The sequence below is a fragment of the Streptomyces morookaense genome, assembly GCF_013030945.1.
GTDB lineage: Bacteria > Actinomycetota > Actinomycetes > Streptomycetales > Streptomycetaceae > Streptomyces > Streptomyces morookaensis.
The window spans coordinates 52,555-69,405 of record NZ_JABBXF010000021.1 but is presented as its reverse complement, the minus strand read 5'-3'; the positions used below and the strand labels follow the sequence as shown (position 1 = coordinate 69,405).

Genomic DNA, 16,851 nt, shown 5'->3' with positions numbered 1-16,851 from the left:
TGCTCCGGCCGGGACGGCGGAAACGTACGGCCGGGCGGTCCGAGGGCACTCCGCGGGGGGCCACCATGCATCGTCTGACGGTGTTCGTCAGGACCACCGACACCGCCGGGCACTCCCCGCTGTACGTCGAGATCGTCCGGCACGCACGGCAGCACGGTCTGCGCGGTGCGACCGTGCTGCCCTGCGTCGCGGGCTTCGGCGAGTCGCGGACCGTGCGGCGCCGGCGGGGGCTCGGGCTCGCGCAGGACCGGCCGCTGATGCTGCTCTTCGTCGACACCGCCGACCGCATCGCGCTGTTCCGCATGTCCCTGCGGGAGATCGCGCCGGGCAGCCTCGCCGTCCTGGACGTGGTGACGACCGCCTGACCGGCGGGACCGCTACTGGGCGGCGCGGGCGGGGACGCCCATCAGGCCCGTGCCGTAGGCCCGGGCCACCGCCTGGGACCGGTTGCGCAGGCCCAGTTTGGAGAGCAGCCGCGACACATGGGACTTCACGGTGGCCTCGCCGAGCGACAGGAATCCGGCGATCTCGCCGTTGGACATCCCGGTGGCCAGCAGCCGGAGCACTTCCAGCTCCCGGTCGGTCAGCAGGCCGAAGACGTCCGACGACGCGGGCGCCGTGAAGGCCGTCGAGAGCATCGCCCAGGGCTCCAGCGCAGCGGTGACGGCGGACGGCAGCACGGTGTACCCGCCGGCCACCGCGTGGACCGCGGCCACCAGCTGGCGGGGCGTGTCGCTCTTCGCCAGGAACGCGCGGGCCCCGGCGAGCAGTCCGCGGAGCGCGGTGGCCGAGTCGAAGGACTGCGCGATGAACACCACCCCGGCCGGGCGGTCGCCGGTGCCGGTCAGCATGCGGCCGATCCTCAGGCCTTCGCCGTGGGGCATGTCCAACTCGACGAACACGACGTCCGGTTGGTGCCGCTGTGCGAGCTCGACGGCCTCGTCGGCGCTCCCCGCCTCTGCTGCCACGTGGATGTACGCGTCGTCCTCCAGGACCTTCCGCAGGCCCGTGCGGATCAGCAGATTGTGCGCGCACAACAGGACCGTGACCAAGAGACCCCTCCTGAACCGATCAGCACGCGCGGATCCCACGAGCCGGGCCAGGGGATGCCGTCGGAGGCGGTGCCTCGAACGCGTATATCCAGTGTGCACCTGTCCGGAGGGAGAAAAAGCGTGAACTCCGGCCATCGTGCGGGGCGTTCGCCGGGCACACGGTGCGGGGAGCGAGCGCCGGTGCATGCACCGTCGTGCGCCCTTGCACAGCGCCGACGCGCCCCGCCGCTCCGGACATCCGGTGCGCGTGGGACTCATGGGACCGGCAGGACCTGGCCGAAACCTGAAGGGGCCGGCGAACAAAACTTGACGCGATGCCGTCAGACCACACCGGTCTCCGGCGTCGCAGGCGCATCGTCCTCCCCGATGTGGTGGACCCGCACCAGGTTCGTGGTCCCGGCCATGCCCGGCGGGGAGCCCGCCGTGATGATGACCATGTCGCCCTTGCGGCAACGGCCGATCCGCAGCAGGTACTCGTCCACCTGCTCGACCATCTCGTCCGTCGTCTGGACCATCGGGCCCAGGAACGTCTCGACGCCCCACGTCAGATTCAGCTGCGACCGCGTCGCCGGCTCCGGCGTGAACGCCAGCAGCGGGATCGGGGAGCGGTACCGCGAGAGCCGGCGGACCGTATCACCGGATTGAGTGAAGGCGACCAGGAACTTGGCGCCCAGGAAGTCGCCCATCTCGGCGGCCGCACGGGCCACCGCGCCGCCCTGGGTACGGGGTTTGCTGCGCTCGGTCAGCGGGGGAAGCCCCTTCGCCAGGACGTCCTCCTCTGCCGCGCGCACGATGCGGCACATCGTCTTCACCGTTTCGACGGGGTGCTTCCCCACGCTCGTTTCACCCGAGAGCATGACGGCGTCCGTGCCGTCGATCACCGCGTTGGCGACGTCCGAGGCCTCCGCCCGGGTGGGACGCGAGGAGTCGATCATCGAGTCGAGCATCTGCGTCGCGACGATCACCGGCTTGGCGTTCCGCTTCGCCAGCTTGATGGCCCGCTTCTGCACGATCGGGACCGATTCCAGCGGCATTTCGACACCCAGGTCACCACGCGCGACCATCAGGCCGTCGAAGGCGGCGACGATGCTCTCCAGATTGTGGACCGCCTGCGGCTTCTCGATCTTGGCGATGACGAAGGCACGGCGGCCCTCCTCGTCCATGACGCGGTGCACATGGTCGATGTCGTGGGCGGTGCGCACGAAGGACAGGGCGATGATGTCGATGCCGTTGCGCAGGGCCCAGCGGAGGTCCTCGACGTCCTTCTCCGAGAGGGCGGGGACGGAGACGGCGACGCCGGGGAGGTTGAGGCCCTTGTGATCGGAGACCATGCCGCCCTCGAGGACCATGGTCTTCACACGGGGGCCGTCGACCTCGGTGACCTCCAGGGTGACGCGGCCGTCGTCGACGAGGATGCGCTCGCCCTTGGCGACGTCCCCCGCCAGCCCCTCGTAGGTGGTGCCGCATTGATGCCGGTCGCCCTCGATCTCCTCGACGGTGATGGTGAATTCATCACCGCGTTCAAGGAGTACCGGGCCTTCGCGGAAGCGGCCGAGGCGGATCTTCGGGCCTTGAAGGTCGGCGAGGATGCCGACGTTGCGGCCGGTTTCCTCGGCCGCCTTGCGCACTCGCTGGTACCGCGCCTCGTGCTCGGCGTAGGTGCCGTGGCTGAGGTTGAAGCGGGCGACATCCATGCCGGCTTCGACGAGTGCCTTGATCTGCTCGTACGAGTCGGTGGCGGGCCCCAGGGTGCAGACGATTTTCGCTCGGCGCATGGCACGACCTTAGGGCCTACCAGTGGGTAGAGAATTGGTGCGCCGCAACACCCCAACGTCGGTTGCGTAAAAGCTTGTTGACAACTTGTGAAACGTGCAGGGGCCCGCTCCGATGAGCAGTTCGGCGCGTGCCCTCAGAGAACCGGGCGGGTCATCGTAAAGCGCGCGTTGACGTGGGCGTAAACGGTCTGGCGCTGCGGTTCGAGGTCGAGTGCGGGGGCGGGCGCGGGAGCGGCCCCGCCGTAACCGGCGCGCATCACTCCGCCGGGGGCGGGAGGCATCGCGGACTGGACGGTGTTCTCGGCGCCCGCGTCGGCGATTTCGACGACGGCGGTGAGTTCCGCCCCGAGGGCCGCGGCGTATTCGCGGGCGCGCTGGACGGCTTCGCGGACCGCCTGCTGCCGGGCCTCGCGATATGCGGGCGAGTGGGGGCGGAGGCCCCACCAGGGCCCGTCGACACGGGTGAGGTCGAGGTCGGCGAGGCGCGTGACGAGTTCACCCAGAGCGGTGAAGTCGTTGAGCGTCGCCGTGAGATGGACGGTGCCGAGGTAGGCGCGGACGCGCTCGTGCCGGCCGCGCTCGGTGAGCTGGGGGGTGAGGGTGAAGGAGCCGGTCTCCAGCTTCTCGACCTCGCTGCCGTAGCCGCGGATCAGGTCGACGACGTACTGGTTGCGGCGGGTCAGATCGTCGAGGGCGGCGCGGCGGTCGGTGCCGCGGGCGTTGATGCAGATGCCGATGCGGGCCGTCTCGGGGTCGACCTCCAGACGGGCCTCGCCGCGGACGGCGATCCGGGGGACGTCCGGGGTGCCGTACGGGAGATGGGCCTGGCCTGCGGGGATCGCGTGTTCGGTCATGCGGGCCAGCGTGTGCCGGTAGTCATCCGATTGCAACCTGGCAAGGGTGTTGCAGGACGGATTGCTCGGTCACAATCTACGCGCGTTGTAGGCATGGTGAGCTGATACGGATGGGGAGAACGTATGCCGATCGACCGCAGGGACTTTCTGGGACGTACCGCCGCAACCGGGGCGGGGGTGGCGCTCGCGGGAGGGCTGGGCGCTCCCGCCGTGGCCGCGGAGGCGGGCCCGGACCGGTCCGGGGGCCGGAAGAAGCGCTTCGCGCTGACCGTGATGGGCACCACGGACCTGCACGGCAATGTCTTCGACTGGGACTACTTCACCGACGCCCGGTTCGAGGACAAGGCGCACAACGACGTGGGCCTGGCGAAGATTTCGACGCTGGTGGACCAGGTCCGCAAGGAGAAGGGGCGTCACAACACCCTGCTCATCGACGCGGGTGACACGATTCAGGGCACCCAGCTGTCGTACTACTACGCCCGGGTGGAGCCGATCACCAAGGCGCACGGCCCGGTGCACCCGATGGCGGCCGCGATGAATGCGATCGGCTACGACGCGGCGGCCGTCGGCAATCACGAGTTCAATTACGGTATTCCGGTGCTGCGGAAGTTCGAGGAGCAGTGCCGTTTCCCGCTGCTGGCGGCGAATGCGCTGGACGCGAAGACGATGAAGCCCGCCTTCCGGCCGTATGTGATCAAGCGGGTGCGCACACCGCACGGCCGTGATGTGCGCGTCGCGATTCTGGGGCTGACGAACCCGGGAATCGCCATCTGGGACAAGGCGAATGTCCAGGGCAAAATGCTGTTCCCGGGCTTGGAGGAGCAGGCGGCGAAGTGGGTGCCGAAGCTGCGGTCGATGGGTGCGGACGTGGTGATCGTGGCCGCGCACGCGGGGGCGAGCGGCACCTCGTCGTACGGCGACCAGCTGCCGTACATCGAGAACTCGGCGGCGCTGGTGGCCGAGAAGGTGCCGGGGATCGATGCGGTGCTGGTGGGCCACGCGCACGTGGAGATCCCCGAGCTCCGGGTGACGAACAAGGCGACGGGCAAGCAGGTGGTGCTGTCCGAGCCGCTGAAGTGGGGCCAGCGGCTGACCGTGTTCGACTTCGCCCTCGTGTGGGAGCGGGGCGGGTGGCACGTGGAGTCGGCGTCGGCGAAGGTGCTGAACTCCAACACGGTTCCCGAGGACAAGAAGATCACCGGTCTCCTCACCGGGCAGCACCGCAAGGTGGTGGCCTACGTGAACCAGGTGATCAGCACGTCATCGGCGGCCATGAGCGCGGCGGAGGCCCCGTACAAGGACACGCCCATCATCAAGCTCATCAACCATGTGCAGGCCGAGACGGTGAAGGCGGCGCTGGCCGGGACGCAGTACGCCTCGCTGCCGGTGCTGTCGCAGGCGTCCTGCTTCTCCCGGACGGCCTCGATGCCGGCGGGGAAGGTGACGATCCGGTCGGCGGCCGGGCTGTACCCGTTCGAGAACACGCTGGAGGCCCGCCTGATGACGGGTGCCCAGCTGCGCGCGTACCTGGAGTTCTCGGCGCACTACTACGCACGGACCGCGGCCGGTGCGCCCGTCGACCCGGCGAAGCTGACGAACGCCGAGTCGATTCCGGACTTCAATTACGACGTCGTCGGCGGCCTCTCGTACGAGATCGACATTGCGAAGGCCCCGGGCGAGCGGATCGGCAAGCTGTCGTTCGACGGGAAGCCGCTGGACGATGCGGCGCAGTTCGTGTTCGCGGTGAACAACTACCGGGCCAGCGGCGGCGGGAACTTCCCGCACGTCGCCAAGGCCAAGCAGCTGTGGGCGAATTCGGAGGAGATCCGTAACACGATCATCAACTGGCTTAAGGCACAGGGGGCGGTCGACGTGAGCCGGTTCGCCTCAGTGGACTGGAAGCTGACGCGGGATGGGGTTCCGGTTTTCTGATGCCGGGTGCTGGGGCCGCGGCACGGGCCGCGGCTCCAGGCCGAAGGTGGTGAAGGCCGTACGGTCCGGGAGCGGGTAGACGGTCTTCCCGGTGACGGTGTTGAGGATGGTGGCGCTGCGCCAGGCGGCGAGGCCGAGGTCGGGGGCGCCGACGCCATGGGTGTGGAGCTCGGCGTTCTGCACATGGACGGCGCCCTTGACGAGGGGGTCGAGGACGAGGCGGTGGTGCTCGTCGATGCGGGGGCGGCCGCTGGAGTCGCGGCGGATGTACGGGTCCAGCGCGGCGAGCAGGGTCTCGACGCGGCGCTCGCGGTAGCCGGTGGCGAGGACGACGGCGTCGGTGGTGAGGCGTGAGCGGGCGTTCTGCTGGGTGTGCTCGAGGTGGAGCTCGACCCGGGTGGTGCCGACGCGTCCGGCGGTGCGGACGAAGACGCCCGGGGTGAGGGTGGCGTCGGGCCAGCCGCCGTGCAGGCTGCGGCGGTAGAGCTCGTCGTGGATGGCGGTGATCGTGTCGGGGGCGATGCCCTTGTGCAGCTGCCACTGCTGGGGCAGGAGCTGGTCCCGTACGCCCTCGGGGAGCGCGCGGAAGTAATGGGTGTAGTCGGGCGTGAAGTGTTCGAGCCCGAGCTTGCTGTACTCCATGGGCGCGAAGGCCGGGGTGCGGGCGAGCCAGTGGAGCTTCTCGCGCCCGACGGGGCGCTGCCGCAGCAGGTCGAGGAAGATCTCGGCGCCGGACTGGCCCGAGCCGATGACGGTGATGTGCTCGGCGGCGAGCAGCCGTTCGCGGTGGGCGAGGTAGTCGGCGGAGTGGATCACGGGGACGGCGGGGGCCTCGGCCAGGGGGCGCAGCGGCTCGGGGACGTAGGGGGCGGTGCCGACGCCGAGGACGAGGTTGCGGGTGTAGGCGCGGCCGAGGGCCTCGGCCTCGCCCTCGCGGTCGAGCTGGGTGTAGTCGATCTCGAAGAGCACGCGCTCGGGGTTCCAGCGGACGGCGTCGATCTGGTGGTCGAAGTGGAGCGATTCGAGGTTCTCGCTGACCCAGCGGCAGTAGGCGTCGTACTCGGCGCGCTGGATGTGCTGCCGCTCGGCGAAGTAGAAGGGGTAGAGGCGCTCGCGGGTCCTCAGATAGTTGAGGAAGCTCCAGGGGCTGGTGGGGTCGGCGAGCGTGACGAGGTCGGCGAGAAAGGGGACCTGCACCGTCGTGCCCTCGATGAGCAGGCCGGGGTGCCACTGGAAGGCGGTGTTCTGGTCGTAGAAGGCCGCGCGGAGATCAGGCAGGGGGTGGGCGAGGGCCGCGAGCGAGAGGTTGAACGGGCCGATGCCGATGCCGGCGAGGTCCAGGGGCTGGTCGGCGGCCGACGGGGCGGGCTGGGGGGTGGTCATCCGGTGGTGTGGCCTTCCACGAGTTCCAGGAGGTTGCGGAGGTCGTCGGTGCGGGTGTGGGGGTTGAGCAGGGTGGCCTTGAGCCAGAGGCCTTCGGGGGTGGTGGCGCGGCCGAGGACGGCATGGCCGTGGTGGAGCAGGCGGCGGCGGAGGCTGCCGGTGGAACGGTCGTCGGAGTTCACGGGGCGGAAGAGGACGGTGCTGAGGGTGGGACGGGAGTGGAGGACGAAGGAGGGGTGGGCGTCGACGAGGTCGGCGAGGCGGTGGGCCAGGGCACAGACCCGCTCGATGAGTTCGCCGAGCCCGGTGCGGCCGAGGGCGCGGAGGGTGACGGCGATCTTGAGGACATCGGGACGGCGGGTGGTGCGCAGGGAGCGGTGGAGGAGGTCGGGGTGGCCCGCGGCGATGTCGTCGGGGGCGTTGAGATAGTCGGCCCGGTGGCCGAGGGGGGCCAGGACCTCGCTGCCGGGGACGGCGAGCAGGCCCGCGGCGATCGGCTGCCAGCCGAGCTTGTGCAGGTCGAACGTGATGCTGTCGGCGCGGTCGAGGCCGGCGAGGGCGGGGCGGAGGGTGTCGCTGAAGAGGAGCGGCCCGCCGTAGGAGGCGTCGATGTGCAGGGGCACGCCGCGGGCGGCGCAGACGTCGGCGATGCGGGGCAGCGGGTCGATGCGGCCGGCGTCGGTGGTGCCCGCGGTGGCGACGACGAGCCGGGGGGCGTCGGTGTGGTGCTCGCCGAGGGCCTTGTCGAGATCGGTGGGGTCGAGGGTGCCGGCGGGGGTGGGGAGGATGTGGGGGGCGGGGAGGCCGAGGAGCCAGGCGGCGCGCGGGATGCTGTGGTGGGCGTTGGCCCCGCACACGACGTGCAGCGGCCGGTGGGCACCGGTGCGGGCGTTCTCCCGGGCGAGGAGCAGGGCGAGCTGGTTGGACTCGGTACCGCCGGTGGTGACGAGCGCGTCGGGGGCGGGACGCCGGGGGTAGGCGAGGGCGGCGAGCGCGCGGGTGGTGAGGGCTTCCAGTGCGGTGGCGGACGGGGCCTGGTCCCATGAGTCGAGCGAGGGGTTGAGCGCGCAGGCGGCGAGATCGGCCGCGGCGGCGACCGCGAGGACGGGACCGTGCAGGTGGGCGGCGCAGTGCGGGTCGGCCGGGTCGGCGGCGCCCTCGGCGAGCGCCTGGACGAGGGTGCGCAGGGCTTCGTGCGGCCCGGTGCCGCGCTCGGGGAGGACGGGGGTCGCGGCGGCGGTGATCCGGGCGTCGACCGCCGGGGGGCCGCCGGCCGGGAGCGGGCCGCCGCGCGCGGTGGCCCCGCGGGCGAGGGCGTGCAGGGCGGTGTCGACGAGAGGGCGCAGGGCGCGAGTTCCTTGGGCGCCGCCCGCGAGCGCTGCGGGGGAATGGTCGGCGGCGGGCGCAGGCATGGGTGGACTTGCCCCTTTTTGGGTTGGCATACGGCGCAGGGCAGGCCCGGACACCGGCCCGGGCCTGCACGAACTGCCTGAGGCTACCGAGCGCGCACGGCCGGTAACCCCCTGGTGGGAGGTGGTTCGCCCGATGGTGGTACTTCCCCCTTGGTGGGGTGTGGGCACGACGTCGACTAATCTGCTCCCATGGCCATGAACTTTGCTCTCGACATCGGACCCCTCAAGCCCGAGCCCGCACCGCTCGTTCTCGGGCTGGTGCTTTTCTTCCTCGTCTTCGCCCTGATGGCGAAGGTGATCCTGCCCCGGATCAACAAGGTCCTCGCCGAGCGCGAGCAGGCCACCGACGGCCGCTTCGAGGAGGCCGAGGAGACCCGCGCCGAGGCGGCACGGGTGCACGAGGAGTACCAGGCGCTGCTGGCCGAGGCGCGGCACGAGGCCGCCCGGCTGCGCCAGGAGTCGCTCGAGCAGGGCAACGCGATCATCGCGGAGCTGCGGGCCGAAGGCCAGCGCCAGCGCGAGGAGATCATCGCTGCGGGCCACGCGGTGATCGACGCGGAGCGCGCGGTCGCGGAGGCGGAGCTGCGCGAGCAGGTCGGCGTGCTGGCGACGCAGCTGGCGGGCAAGGTCGTCGGCGAGCCGGTCGAGGACTTCGCGCGCGAGAGCGGGATCGTGGACCGGTTCATGGCGGAGCTGCGGACGGCGAAGGCGGCCGATGCGGAGGCGCGCGACTGACGTCGCGCACTCATCGGGCAAGGCTTCATTGCGGGAGGCCCCGCACCCCGGGTTGGGGGTGCGGGGCCTCCCGTTTGTCTGCGGACCGGCTGTGGTTGCTCGCGCAGTTCCCCGCGCCCCTTACGGGGCGCCGGCGGCCCGCACCACCCGCCTAGCCACGGATGCGCAGCGCCCTCCGCAGGTCGTCCAGTTGGTCGACCAGCTTGCGCCGCAGCGCCGGTGCAGGATCCGCCACCCGCAGGCACTCCTCCCCCAGCCGCACCGTCTCCTCCTCGACCAGCGTCAGCGGAAACGCGTGGCGTCCCGCGGCCTCCGCGAGGGCCGCGCCGCGGCGGGCGGCCAGGGCCACCGCTGCCGGGTAGTAGCGCGCCCTGAACGGCCGCACGAGGTCGAGCTGTTCGGGCTGCCAGAAGCCCTGGGCCGTGGCCGTGAACAGGTAGTTGGAGAGGTCGTCCGTGGCGAACATGGCCTCCCAGGCCGCCTCCTTGGCCGCCTGGTCCGGCAGCGCCGCCCGGCAACGCGCAGCACCCTCGTGGCCGGTGGCACTGGGATCGCGCGCGAGTTCGGCGTCGATCTCGGCCGGGCCGAGGGCACCGAGGACCGCGAGACGGGTGAGGATCCGCCAGCGCAGTTCGGGGTCGAGGACGGGCCCGCCCGGCACCGTGTCCGCGGCGAGCCACGCGCGCAGCGCGTCGGGCCGCAGTGCACTGGCGATGAGGGTGCGGACGGCGGTCAGCCGCACGCCGGGAGCGGTGGCGCGCTCCAGCAGGTCGCGGCCGAGGGCGCGCAACCCGGCGAGGGCGTCGGGGCGTTCGTCCGCGGGGAGGTGGAGGTCGGCGATCTGGGTGCGGGCGAAGGCGAGGACGCCCTGGACGATCGCGTTGTCGTGCTCGCGCGGCAGGTGGGCGCAGGCGGCGCGGAGGTAGGCGGCGGGGGCGAGTTCGCCGTCGCGGACCATGTCGCGGGCGGCGTTCCAGACGACGGCACGGCTGAGGGCGCCGGGCAGCCCGGACAGAGCGCCCAGGGCGGTGTCCCAGGAGCGGGGGTCGAGCCGGACCTTGGCGTAGGTGAGGTCGCCGTCGTTGAGCAGGAGCAGGTCGGGGCGGCGGCCGGGGAGGACGAGGACGGGGGTGCCGGGCAGGTCGGCCTCGACGGGCGGGCGGGGGACGAGCCGCTCCGGGTCGGCGGGGTCGAGGTCGTAGAGGCCGACGGTGATGCGGTGCGGACGGCTGCCGTCGTGCCGGACGGCGAGGCGCCAGTGGCCGTCCTCCTCGGTGACGTCGGGGGCGAGGGTGTCGACGCCGGTGGTGCGCAGCCAGCTGCGGGCCCAGCCGTGGACGTCGCGGTCGGTGGCGCGGGCGAGGGAGTCGAGGAAGTCGGCGAGGGTGGCGTTGCCGAAGCGGTGCCGGGTGAAGTGGTCGTTGATGCCGGCGAGGAACTCCTTCTCGCCGAGCCAGGCGGTGAGTTGGCGCAGGGCGCTCGCGCCCTTGGCGTAGGAGATGCCGTCGAAGTTGGTGAGCGCGGAGGCGGTGTCGGGGACGGCGTCGGGGGCGGGGGCGACGGGGTGGGTGGAGGGACGCTGGTCGGCGTCGTAGCCCCAGCCCTTGCGGGAGACCCCGAACTCGGTCCAGGTGCCCGGGAAGTCGCCGGTCTCGACGAGGGTCTGGTAACCCATGTACTCGGCGAAGGACTCGTTGAGCCAGATGTCGTCCCACCACTTCAGGGTGACGAGGTCGCCGAACCACATGTGGGCCATCTCGTGGGCGATGACCATCGCCCGGGTCTGGCGCTCGGTGTCGGTGACGGCGGAACGGAACACGAACTCGTCGCGGAAGGTGACCAGTCCGGGGTTCTCCATGGCACCGGCGTTGAACTCCGGGACGAAGGCCTGGTCGTAGGAGTCGAAGGGGTACGGCTCGGTGAACTTCTCGTGGTAACGGTCGTAGCAGCGGCGGGTGATGCCGAGGATCTCCTCGGCATCGGCGTCCAGGTGGGCGGCGAGCGAGCGGCGGCAGTGGATGCCGAAGGGCAGTCCGGCGTGCTCGGTACGGACGGAGTGCCAGGGGCCTGCGGCGACGGCGACGAGGTAGGTGCTGATGGGCGGGGTGGGGGCGAGCTCCCAACGGCCGTCGCCGGCCGGGCGGGCGATGCCGTTGCCGAGGACGGTCCAGTGAGGCGGGGCCGTCACGGCGAGTTCGAAGACGGCCTTGAGGTCGGGCTGGTCGAAGGCGGCGAAGATGCGCTGCACGTCGTCCATGAACAGCTGGGTGTAGACGTAGGTTTCGCCGTCGGCCGGGTCGGTGAAACGGTGCATGCCCTCGCCGGTGCGGGAGTAGCGCATATCGGCTTCGACGTGGAGTTCGTGCTCGCCCGCACCGAGGACGAGCGGGAGGCGGTTGCCGTCGAGGGCGGCGGGGTCGAGGACCTGCCCGTCGAGGGTCACGTGGTGCAGGGCGGCGGGCTTGAGTTCGACGAAAGTGGTGCCGGCGGTGCGGGCGGTGAAGCGGATGGCGGTGGTGGAGCCGAAGGTCTCGCCTCCGGTGAGATCCAGAGCGATGCGGTAGTGGTGGACGTCGAGGAGGGCGGCTCGGGTCTGCGCTTCGTCGCGCGTCAGTACGGGCATGTGGCCCAGCTTGCCGCACGGTTGGTTCCCCGCGTCCCGTAAGGGGCGCGGGGAACTACGCGATCAGCCACAGACGGCCCGCAGCCGAAGAACCCGTCCCCGGCGGGAGCGGCTAGGCCCGCGCGATCGTCTCGTGGTGCCGGATCACCTCGGCGACGATGAAGTTGAGAAACTTCTCCGCGAACGCGGGATCCAGCTTGGCGTTCTCGGCGAGCTCGCGCAGCCGCGCGATCTGCCGGGCCTCGCGGGCCGGGTCGGCGGGCGGCATTCTGTGGGCGGCCTTGAGGTGACCGACCTGCTGAGTGCACTTGAAGCGCTCGGCAAGCATGTGGATCACTGCGGCGTCGATGTTGTCGATGCTGTCGCGCAGACGGTTCAGCTCGGCGCGGACGGACGCGTCCAGGGCGGGGGCGTTGGCAGCACTGTCGTTCATACGACCCCAGCCTAGGCGGAACGCGATGGTCCGGCCGCACTCTGCCGGGCGCGGAAGCGGACAGGAGCGGTGCCGACACGGCGGGTGAAGAGGCGGCTGAAGTAGGCGGGGTCGTCGTAGCCGACGCGCCGGGCGACGGCGGCGACGGGCAGTTCGGTGGCGGCGAGCAGTTCCTTGGCGCGGCCCAGGCGGATGCCCAGGAGGTAGTCCTTGGGGCCGCACCCGGCCCCGCGCCGCACGGCGGACCGCAGTTCGGCCGGGGTCATGCCGTGCCGGGCGGCGTGCTGGGCGACGGACAGCGGCAGGAAGGCGTCGCGGGCCAGGGCCTGCAGCACGGGATCGTCGTCCGCGTCGGCGCGGGCGCGGCGCAGGGCGACCAGGAGCTCGTGGACGCCTGCGGAGGTCTCGATCTCCAGCAGCGGATTGCCGCGGCGGGCGGCCCGGGCGATGCGGGCGACGGCGGCGCGCGGCCCGGTGGCGTCGGTGAGCGGTACGACGGGACGGTCCGGCTCGATGCAGCCGAGCTCGGTGTAGGCGGCGACGGCGGGCCCGGTGAAGCCGACGAAGGCCTCGTCCCATCCCCTGCCGGGCCCCGCACCGTAGTGGTGCGGCACGCCGGGGACGAGCCACAGGAGGGCGGGAGCGGTGACGGGGTGCGTGCGCCCGTCGGACGTACGGCACCACCCGGCCCCGGCCCCGATGACGACGGCCACATGATGCCCCAGCGTGCGGGGCCCGACGGCGGGCAGCGCCCCGTGCTGCAGCCCGACACCGAGGCAGACCAGGCCGAGCCGGTGATGGACCGGTCCGGGCGTGAAGTACCGCATCCATGTGTGATGCACGCGCAGATCTTCGTACACGGGTTCCCTGCCCCGCCAGAGGGCGGCGGGGCAGGAGAGGCGGAGAAAGCGCGACGGGACCACGTCCCGCTGGCCACCGGCCGATGACGGTGACCAACGGGACGGGTTCCTGGACGGATCCCTGTGCAGCTTTCTTGCCCGGATCGATGCACCGTGAAGCCAGTGGAGGCGAACTACACGGCGGCCGACGCCGGTTCGCCCTCCGGAAGCGGGGCCGTCCTGTCCTCCGCCGCCCCCGCCTCCGTCGTGTTTCTTCGGTACCGCTAACGCCCGTAGAGCTCGCTGCGCTGCTCGTCGGTCAGCTCGCGCTCGTCCGCCCGTTTGAGCATCGCGACGTGACCGCCGCTCTTGCACCAGCCGATGCGCCGCGGGCCGAGCCTGATGGTCGTCACGGAGGCGCCTGCGACCCAGTTGGCCCAGAAGACATGGCCCTTGCTGCACATGACAGGGGTGTCAGCCATAGGGCGGGCAGGATGCCCGCCAGACGTACGGGTCCGCCGTTGAGCCCAGCCGTGACCTTCAGCCAGGAGGGGTGCACGAAGGCGACGAAGGCGATCAGCGAGGTCGCCCACAGCATCGCGCCCAGCGGGATGAGCAGGGCGGTCGCGACGTACTCCCCCGTCATATGGACGGCACTGCCCCCGATGACGACGACCGCCGTCGCCAGCCCCAGGTAGGCGCCGGCCAGTACGGCCCAGGCGAGGAGGGAGAAGGCGAACGTCGCCGAGACATAGCCGAAGAAGATCGCGCCGGGCCGCAGGGAGGTGGCCAGCAGCCCCTCGACCACTCCGCCGGAGACGTCCTGTCCCAGGATGGAGCGGCTGACGGACAGACTGATCAACGCGGCGCCGATGGCGAGGAGTTCGGGTGCGGCGAGCAGGGCCGTGGCCATCGCCGCGTCGGCGGCGCTGCCGTGGCCGTCGCCGATGCGCACGGCTCCCGACGTACGCTGCCGTGGACCGCGCCGGGGAACATCCGGGGCAGCACGAGCAGCAGCAGGACGATCCCCACGGCGGCGGCGGCCGGAACGGCGAGGGCCTGCCGGCCCTGCTGCGCCCAGGCGCGGGCGGCGAGGGCACGGGTCAGCCGGCGGGCGTTCATCGGTGGTCCTCCAGGATTCCGCGCAGGACCGCGTCCGCGTCGACGGAGATCCGGTCGATGTCGAGCACGGTGACACCCGACGCCACGGCCGCTGCGACGAGTTCGCCGATCGTGGAGCCGTCCGGGACGTCGATACGGACGCATCCGTCCTCCAGCGGGACGGACGGGGCGACGTCCTCGGGCCAGGTCCCGTCACAGCGCACCGCGTAGGCGTCGGTGTCGGCGGACCGTCAGGTCCATGGAGACCGCGGCGCGGTGGCCCAGGTAGGCGACCTGGTCCTTCGCCTCGGGGCGGGCGGCGAGGTCGGTGCCGCCGATCAGGACCCGGCCGGAGAGCGGGGCGAGGATGCCGGCCATGACCCGCATCAGGGTGGTCTTGCCGGCCCCGTTCCGGCCGAGCAGTGCGTAGACACCCGTGGAGAGAGCGACGTCGACCGGGCCCAGGGCAGCTCGCCCCCGGTAGCCGGCACGCACTCCCTCCAGCGCGAGCGAAGCCAGGGGGATCGCGTCCGGCGCCCTGCCCGCCGGATCCTCGCTTCCGTCCACCCGTGCCCTGGCCGCCGACTGCGGCGTCAACTTCCACACCGTCAACAAGGCCTACGACCAGCTGCGCCGGGAAGGCCTGCTGCAACTGACCCGCAAGCACGGCGCGGTCGTCTCCCGGGACCACAACTCCGGCCCGCCGCCGCCCGGCTTCACCGACGACTGGCGGTCCAGGGCGCACACGCTCCTGGCCGAGGCCAGGGCGCAGGGACTGACCACCGAAGAGATCACCGCTCTGTGCACCGGGCTGCTGGAGGACTTCGCAGCCGACGCGGCCGGGGAGCCCGGCCGGCCCGGCACGGGGGAAAGGCAAGGCACCGCATGACCGCGCTGGTCCTCGTCCAGGCCGCCGCGCTGCTGCTGCTCACCGGGCTGGCCTGGGCCATGCCCGGACTCGCCCAGCCCAGCCTGCCGTTCGGGGTGCGGATACCCGGCGACCGGGCCGGCGAGCCGGTCATCGCCGCGGCCGTGCGTCGCTACCGCGCCCGGGTCCTGCCCGGCGGGCTCGCGACCGCGGCCGCGGCCACCGCCGGCACCCTGCTCGCGGGACGCTCGGCCCTCGCCCTCGCCGTCGTCCCGCCCTGCGCCGTCGCCGCCATGGTCGCCCTGTGCTGGTCCGTCTACTACCGCGCGCACCGCACGGTCGCCGCCGCCAAGGCGGAGCACGGCTGGTTCGACCGGGTGCCGCAGGGCATTGCCGTCGACACCGCCCTGCGGACCGACCCCGAGCGCTACCCCTGGGCCTGGGCCCTCCCCGCCGCCGTGATCACCGCCGGTACGGCCGTGCTCGGCGCAGTGCGCTACCCCGCCCTGCCGGCGACCCTGGTCACGCACTGGGACGGCAACGGCCGGGCCGACGGCCGGGCCGCCACCACCGTCCTCACCGCGTTCACCCCGGTGCTGCTCCAGGCCGCCGTCGGTGCGCTGCTGGCCGGCTCGGCCGTCGTCGCCCTGCGCAGCCGCCAGTCCCTCGACGCCGAGCACCCGCGGGCCTCCGCCGCCCAGCACCGCGGCTTCGTCCGCTGGACCGCGCGCGGACTGCTCGTCCTGGCGGCCTTCGTGAACCTGTCGCTGCTGGGCACCGCGCTGACCATGTGGGGGCTGCTCGGCCACTCCGCCGCGCAGGACGCCGCGCTCACCGGTCTGCCCGTACTGCTGGGCGTTCTGGTCGTCGTGTTCATCGCGGTGCGCACCGGCGCACAGGGCAGCCGGCTCACGGTCGACGAATCCGACGGAGCGGGCCGGACGGCGGTGGCGAACCGGGACGACGACCGGTACTGGAAGGCGGGCGTCCTCTACGTCAACCGCGACGACCCGTCGGTCTTCGTGCCCAAGCGCTTCGGCATCGGCTGGACCATCAACTTCGGCAGCCGCGGCGGCCAGTTGGTGACGGTCCTGCTCCTGGTCGCGCTGCTCACGGCCGTCCTCCTGCTCAACTGAGCCCGAGCGCGACCTCCCGCAGTGCCGCCCCCGCTCCCCCGACGATCGGGTCCCCGTGCCCGAAGCACGCCGTCTCCACGTCGAGTTCGGCCTGCCGCCGGAACGACGCGAGCACCCGCTCGTGGTCGACGTTGAAGACGCCGGGCATCAGCTGCCGGACGTTGGCGATCGTGTCCCCGGTGAACAGCACGCCGGAGGACGGCAGATGGAGGGCGATGCTGCCCGGCGTGTGGCCGGGGACGTGGACGACGCGGACCTCCTCGCCCCAGTCGAGGGTGTCGCCGTCGACGAGTTCGACGTCGACCGGGCAGGGCGGGGCCGTGTGCGGGAGCGGCAGGTTCGCGTGCACGGCCTCGAAGACCGGTATCTCCCAGTCCTGCAGGACGGGTTCCGGCCCGGGCGCGGTGCCGCGGACGACGGGTGCGTCCGCGGCGCCGGCCAGCACGCGGGCGCCGGTGGCGGCGGCGAGGGCGGCGGCGGAGCCGGTGTGGTCGAAGTGGGCGTGGGTCAGCACGATGTCGCGCACATCGCCGTCGAGGGCGGCGAGGATCTCGTCGGCGTACCCCGGCAGCCCGGCGTCGACGAGGGCCCACCCGCCGGCGGGCAGCCGGACGGCGTAGGCCTGGCCGACGGGGAAACGGAGCATTCCGATGCGGTCGGTGACGTGGGTGAAGTCCATGGGGGGACGCTAGGTCCGAAGTGGGCCGA

Annotated in this window: 18 protein-coding genes; 5 read left to right on the top strand and 13 right to left on the bottom strand. The window is 72.1% G+C overall.

What is annotated here, in order from left to right; all coding sequences use genetic code 11:
- The first annotated feature begins 65 nt into the window (after positions 1-65).
- Positions 66-365, top strand: a complete 300-nt coding sequence (locus HG542_RS11140; RefSeq protein ID WP_171080169.1) for a DUF190 domain-containing protein — start codon at positions 66-68, stop codon at positions 363-365.
- Positions 366-377: 12 nt separating this feature from the next.
- Here the strand turns inward: HG542_RS11140 and HG542_RS11135 are convergent, their stop codons facing one another.
- From HG542_RS11135 to HG542_RS11125, 3 genes are all read right to left on the bottom strand, one after another.
- The gene (locus tag HG542_RS11135) at positions 378-1,052 is read right to left on the bottom strand and encodes a LuxR C-terminal-related transcriptional regulator (RefSeq protein WP_171080167.1); all 675 of its coding nucleotides are present in this window, start codon (positions 1,050-1,052) and stop codon (positions 378-380) included.
- Between the two features lie 320 nt (positions 1,053-1,372).
- Positions 1,373-2,827 (bottom strand): pyruvate kinase, encoded by a 1,455-nt coding sequence (gene pyk / locus HG542_RS11130; protein WP_171080165.1) that lies wholly within the window; start codon positions 2,825-2,827, stop codon positions 1,373-1,375.
- Positions 2,828-2,961: 134 nt separating this feature from the next.
- Complete coding sequence (locus tag HG542_RS11125; protein WP_171080163.1) at positions 2,962-3,681, bottom strand: SIMPL domain-containing protein; 720 nt, start codon at positions 3,679-3,681, stop codon at positions 2,962-2,964.
- 123 nt (positions 3,682-3,804) lie between these two features.
- Here HG542_RS11125 and HG542_RS11120 point away from each other — a divergent pair, with 123 nt between their 5' ends.
- A complete protein-coding gene (locus HG542_RS11120) occupies positions 3,805-5,613 on the top strand; it encodes a 5'-nucleotidase C-terminal domain-containing protein (protein WP_171080161.1) in 1,809 nt (602 codons plus the stop codon).
- On the opposite strand, the gene HG542_RS11115 is transcribed toward HG542_RS11120, so the two are convergent.
- A complete protein-coding gene (locus HG542_RS11115) occupies positions 5,569-6,996 on the bottom strand; it encodes a lysine N(6)-hydroxylase/L-ornithine N(5)-oxygenase family protein (RefSeq protein WP_171080159.1) in 1,428 nt (475 codons plus the stop codon). The genes HG542_RS11120 and HG542_RS11115 overlap by 45 nt on opposite strands.
- Positions 6,993-8,408 (bottom strand): pyridoxal phosphate-dependent decarboxylase family protein, encoded by a 1,416-nt coding sequence (locus HG542_RS11110; protein ID WP_171080158.1) that lies wholly within the window; start codon positions 8,406-8,408, stop codon positions 6,993-6,995. Before HG542_RS11110 ends, HG542_RS11115 begins: the two co-directional genes overlap by 4 nt.
- 189 nt (positions 8,409-8,597) lie before the next feature.
- Between HG542_RS11110 and HG542_RS11105 the strand changes: the two genes are divergently transcribed.
- Positions 8,598-9,143 carry a F0F1 ATP synthase subunit B gene (locus HG542_RS11105; protein ID WP_171080156.1) on the top strand — a complete coding sequence of 182 codons (546 nt, stop codon included), beginning with the start codon at positions 8,598-8,600 and terminating at the stop codon, positions 9,141-9,143.
- Between the two features lie 151 nt (positions 9,144-9,294).
- On the opposite strand, the gene pepN is transcribed toward HG542_RS11105, so the two are convergent.
- From pepN to HG542_RS11075, 7 genes are all read right to left on the bottom strand, one after another.
- Positions 9,295-11,766 (bottom strand): aminopeptidase N, encoded by a 2,472-nt coding sequence (pepN, locus tag HG542_RS11100; RefSeq protein WP_171080155.1) that lies wholly within the window; start codon positions 11,764-11,766, stop codon positions 9,295-9,297.
- Between the two features lie 112 nt (positions 11,767-11,878).
- Positions 11,879-12,199 carry a chorismate mutase gene (locus HG542_RS11095; protein WP_171080153.1) on the bottom strand — a complete coding sequence of 107 codons (321 nt, stop codon included), beginning with the start codon at positions 12,197-12,199 and terminating at the stop codon, positions 11,879-11,881.
- Positions 12,200-12,210: 11 nt separating this feature from the next.
- Entirely contained in the window at positions 12,211-13,041 is an 831-nt protein-coding gene (locus HG542_RS11090; RefSeq protein ID WP_171080151.1) for an AraC family transcriptional regulator, read from the bottom strand.
- A gap of 281 nt (positions 13,042-13,322) precedes the next feature.
- Entirely contained in the window at positions 13,323-13,451 is a 129-nt protein-coding gene (locus tag HG542_RS34930; protein ID WP_255315883.1) for a hypothetical protein, read from the bottom strand.
- Positions 13,448-13,993: a hypothetical protein gene (locus HG542_RS11085; RefSeq protein ID WP_171080149.1), complete on the bottom strand. Its 546-nt coding sequence runs from the start codon at positions 13,991-13,993 to the stop codon at positions 13,448-13,450. The genes HG542_RS34930 and HG542_RS11085 overlap by 4 nt, the downstream gene beginning before the upstream one ends.
- 163 nt (positions 13,994-14,156) lie before the next feature.
- On the bottom strand, positions 14,157-14,363 hold the full coding sequence (locus HG542_RS11080) for a hypothetical protein (RefSeq protein ID WP_171080147.1): 207 nt from the start codon (positions 14,361-14,363) through the stop codon (positions 14,157-14,159).
- A complete protein-coding gene (locus HG542_RS11075) occupies positions 14,353-14,736 on the bottom strand; it encodes an ATP-binding cassette domain-containing protein (protein ID WP_171080145.1) in 384 nt (127 codons plus the stop codon). Before HG542_RS11075 ends, HG542_RS11080 begins: the two co-directional genes overlap by 11 nt.
- Here HG542_RS11075 and HG542_RS11070 point away from each other — a divergent pair.
- Together HG542_RS11070 and HG542_RS11065 are read left to right on the top strand one after the other, a co-directional pair.
- Positions 14,663-15,028, top strand: a complete 366-nt coding sequence (locus tag HG542_RS11070; protein ID WP_171080291.1) for a GntR family transcriptional regulator — start codon at positions 14,663-14,665, stop codon at positions 15,026-15,028. The genes HG542_RS11075 and HG542_RS11070 overlap by 74 nt on opposite strands.
- Positions 15,025-16,143: a DUF1648 domain-containing protein gene (locus HG542_RS11065; RefSeq protein WP_171080143.1), complete on the top strand. Its 1,119-nt coding sequence runs from the start codon at positions 15,025-15,027 to the stop codon at positions 16,141-16,143. Before HG542_RS11070 ends, HG542_RS11065 begins: the two co-directional genes overlap by 4 nt.
- Here the strand turns inward: HG542_RS11065 and HG542_RS11060 are convergent.
- Positions 16,136-16,822, bottom strand: coding sequence for an MBL fold metallo-hydrolase (locus HG542_RS11060; protein ID WP_171080141.1), 687 nt, complete (start codon positions 16,820-16,822; stop codon positions 16,136-16,138). The two genes, HG542_RS11065 and HG542_RS11060, sit on opposite strands and share 8 nt — an antisense overlap.
- Positions 16,823-16,851: the final 29 nt, after the last annotated feature.

Excerpts from the sequence above, each read along its gene's own strand:
- HG542_RS11140 (WP_171080169.1), top strand. The coding sequence starts at position 66 with ATGCATCGTCTGACGGTGTTCGTCAGGACCACCGACACCGCCGGGCAC.
- pyk (WP_171080165.1), bottom strand. The coding sequence starts at position 2,827 with ATGCGCCGAGCGAAAATCGTCTGCACCCTGGGGCCCGCCACCGACTCG.
- HG542_RS11125 (WP_171080163.1), bottom strand. The coding sequence starts at position 3,681 with ATGACCGAACACGCGATCCCCGCAGGCCAGGCCCATCTCCCGTACGGC.
- HG542_RS11120 (WP_171080161.1), top strand. The coding sequence starts at position 3,805 with ATGCCGATCGACCGCAGGGACTTTCTGGGACGTACCGCCGCAACCGGG.
- HG542_RS11115 (WP_171080159.1), bottom strand. The coding sequence starts at position 6,996 with ATGACCACCCCCCAGCCCGCCCCGTCGGCCGCCGACCAGCCCCTGGAC.
- HG542_RS11110 (WP_171080158.1), bottom strand. The coding sequence starts at position 8,408 with ATGCCTGCGCCCGCCGCCGACCATTCCCCCGCAGCGCTCGCGGGCGGC.
- HG542_RS11105 (WP_171080156.1), top strand. The coding sequence starts at position 8,598 with ATGGCCATGAACTTTGCTCTCGACATCGGACCCCTCAAGCCCGAGCCC.
- pepN (WP_171080155.1), bottom strand. The coding sequence starts at position 11,766 with ATGCCCGTACTGACGCGCGACGAAGCGCAGACCCGAGCCGCCCTCCTC.
- HG542_RS11095 (WP_171080153.1), bottom strand. The coding sequence starts at position 12,199 with ATGAACGACAGTGCTGCCAACGCCCCCGCCCTGGACGCGTCCGTCCGC.
- HG542_RS11065 (WP_171080143.1), top strand. The coding sequence starts at position 15,025 with ATGACCGCGCTGGTCCTCGTCCAGGCCGCCGCGCTGCTGCTGCTCACC.
- HG542_RS11060 (WP_171080141.1), bottom strand. The coding sequence starts at position 16,822 with ATGGACTTCACCCACGTCACCGACCGCATCGGAATGCTCCGTTTCCCC.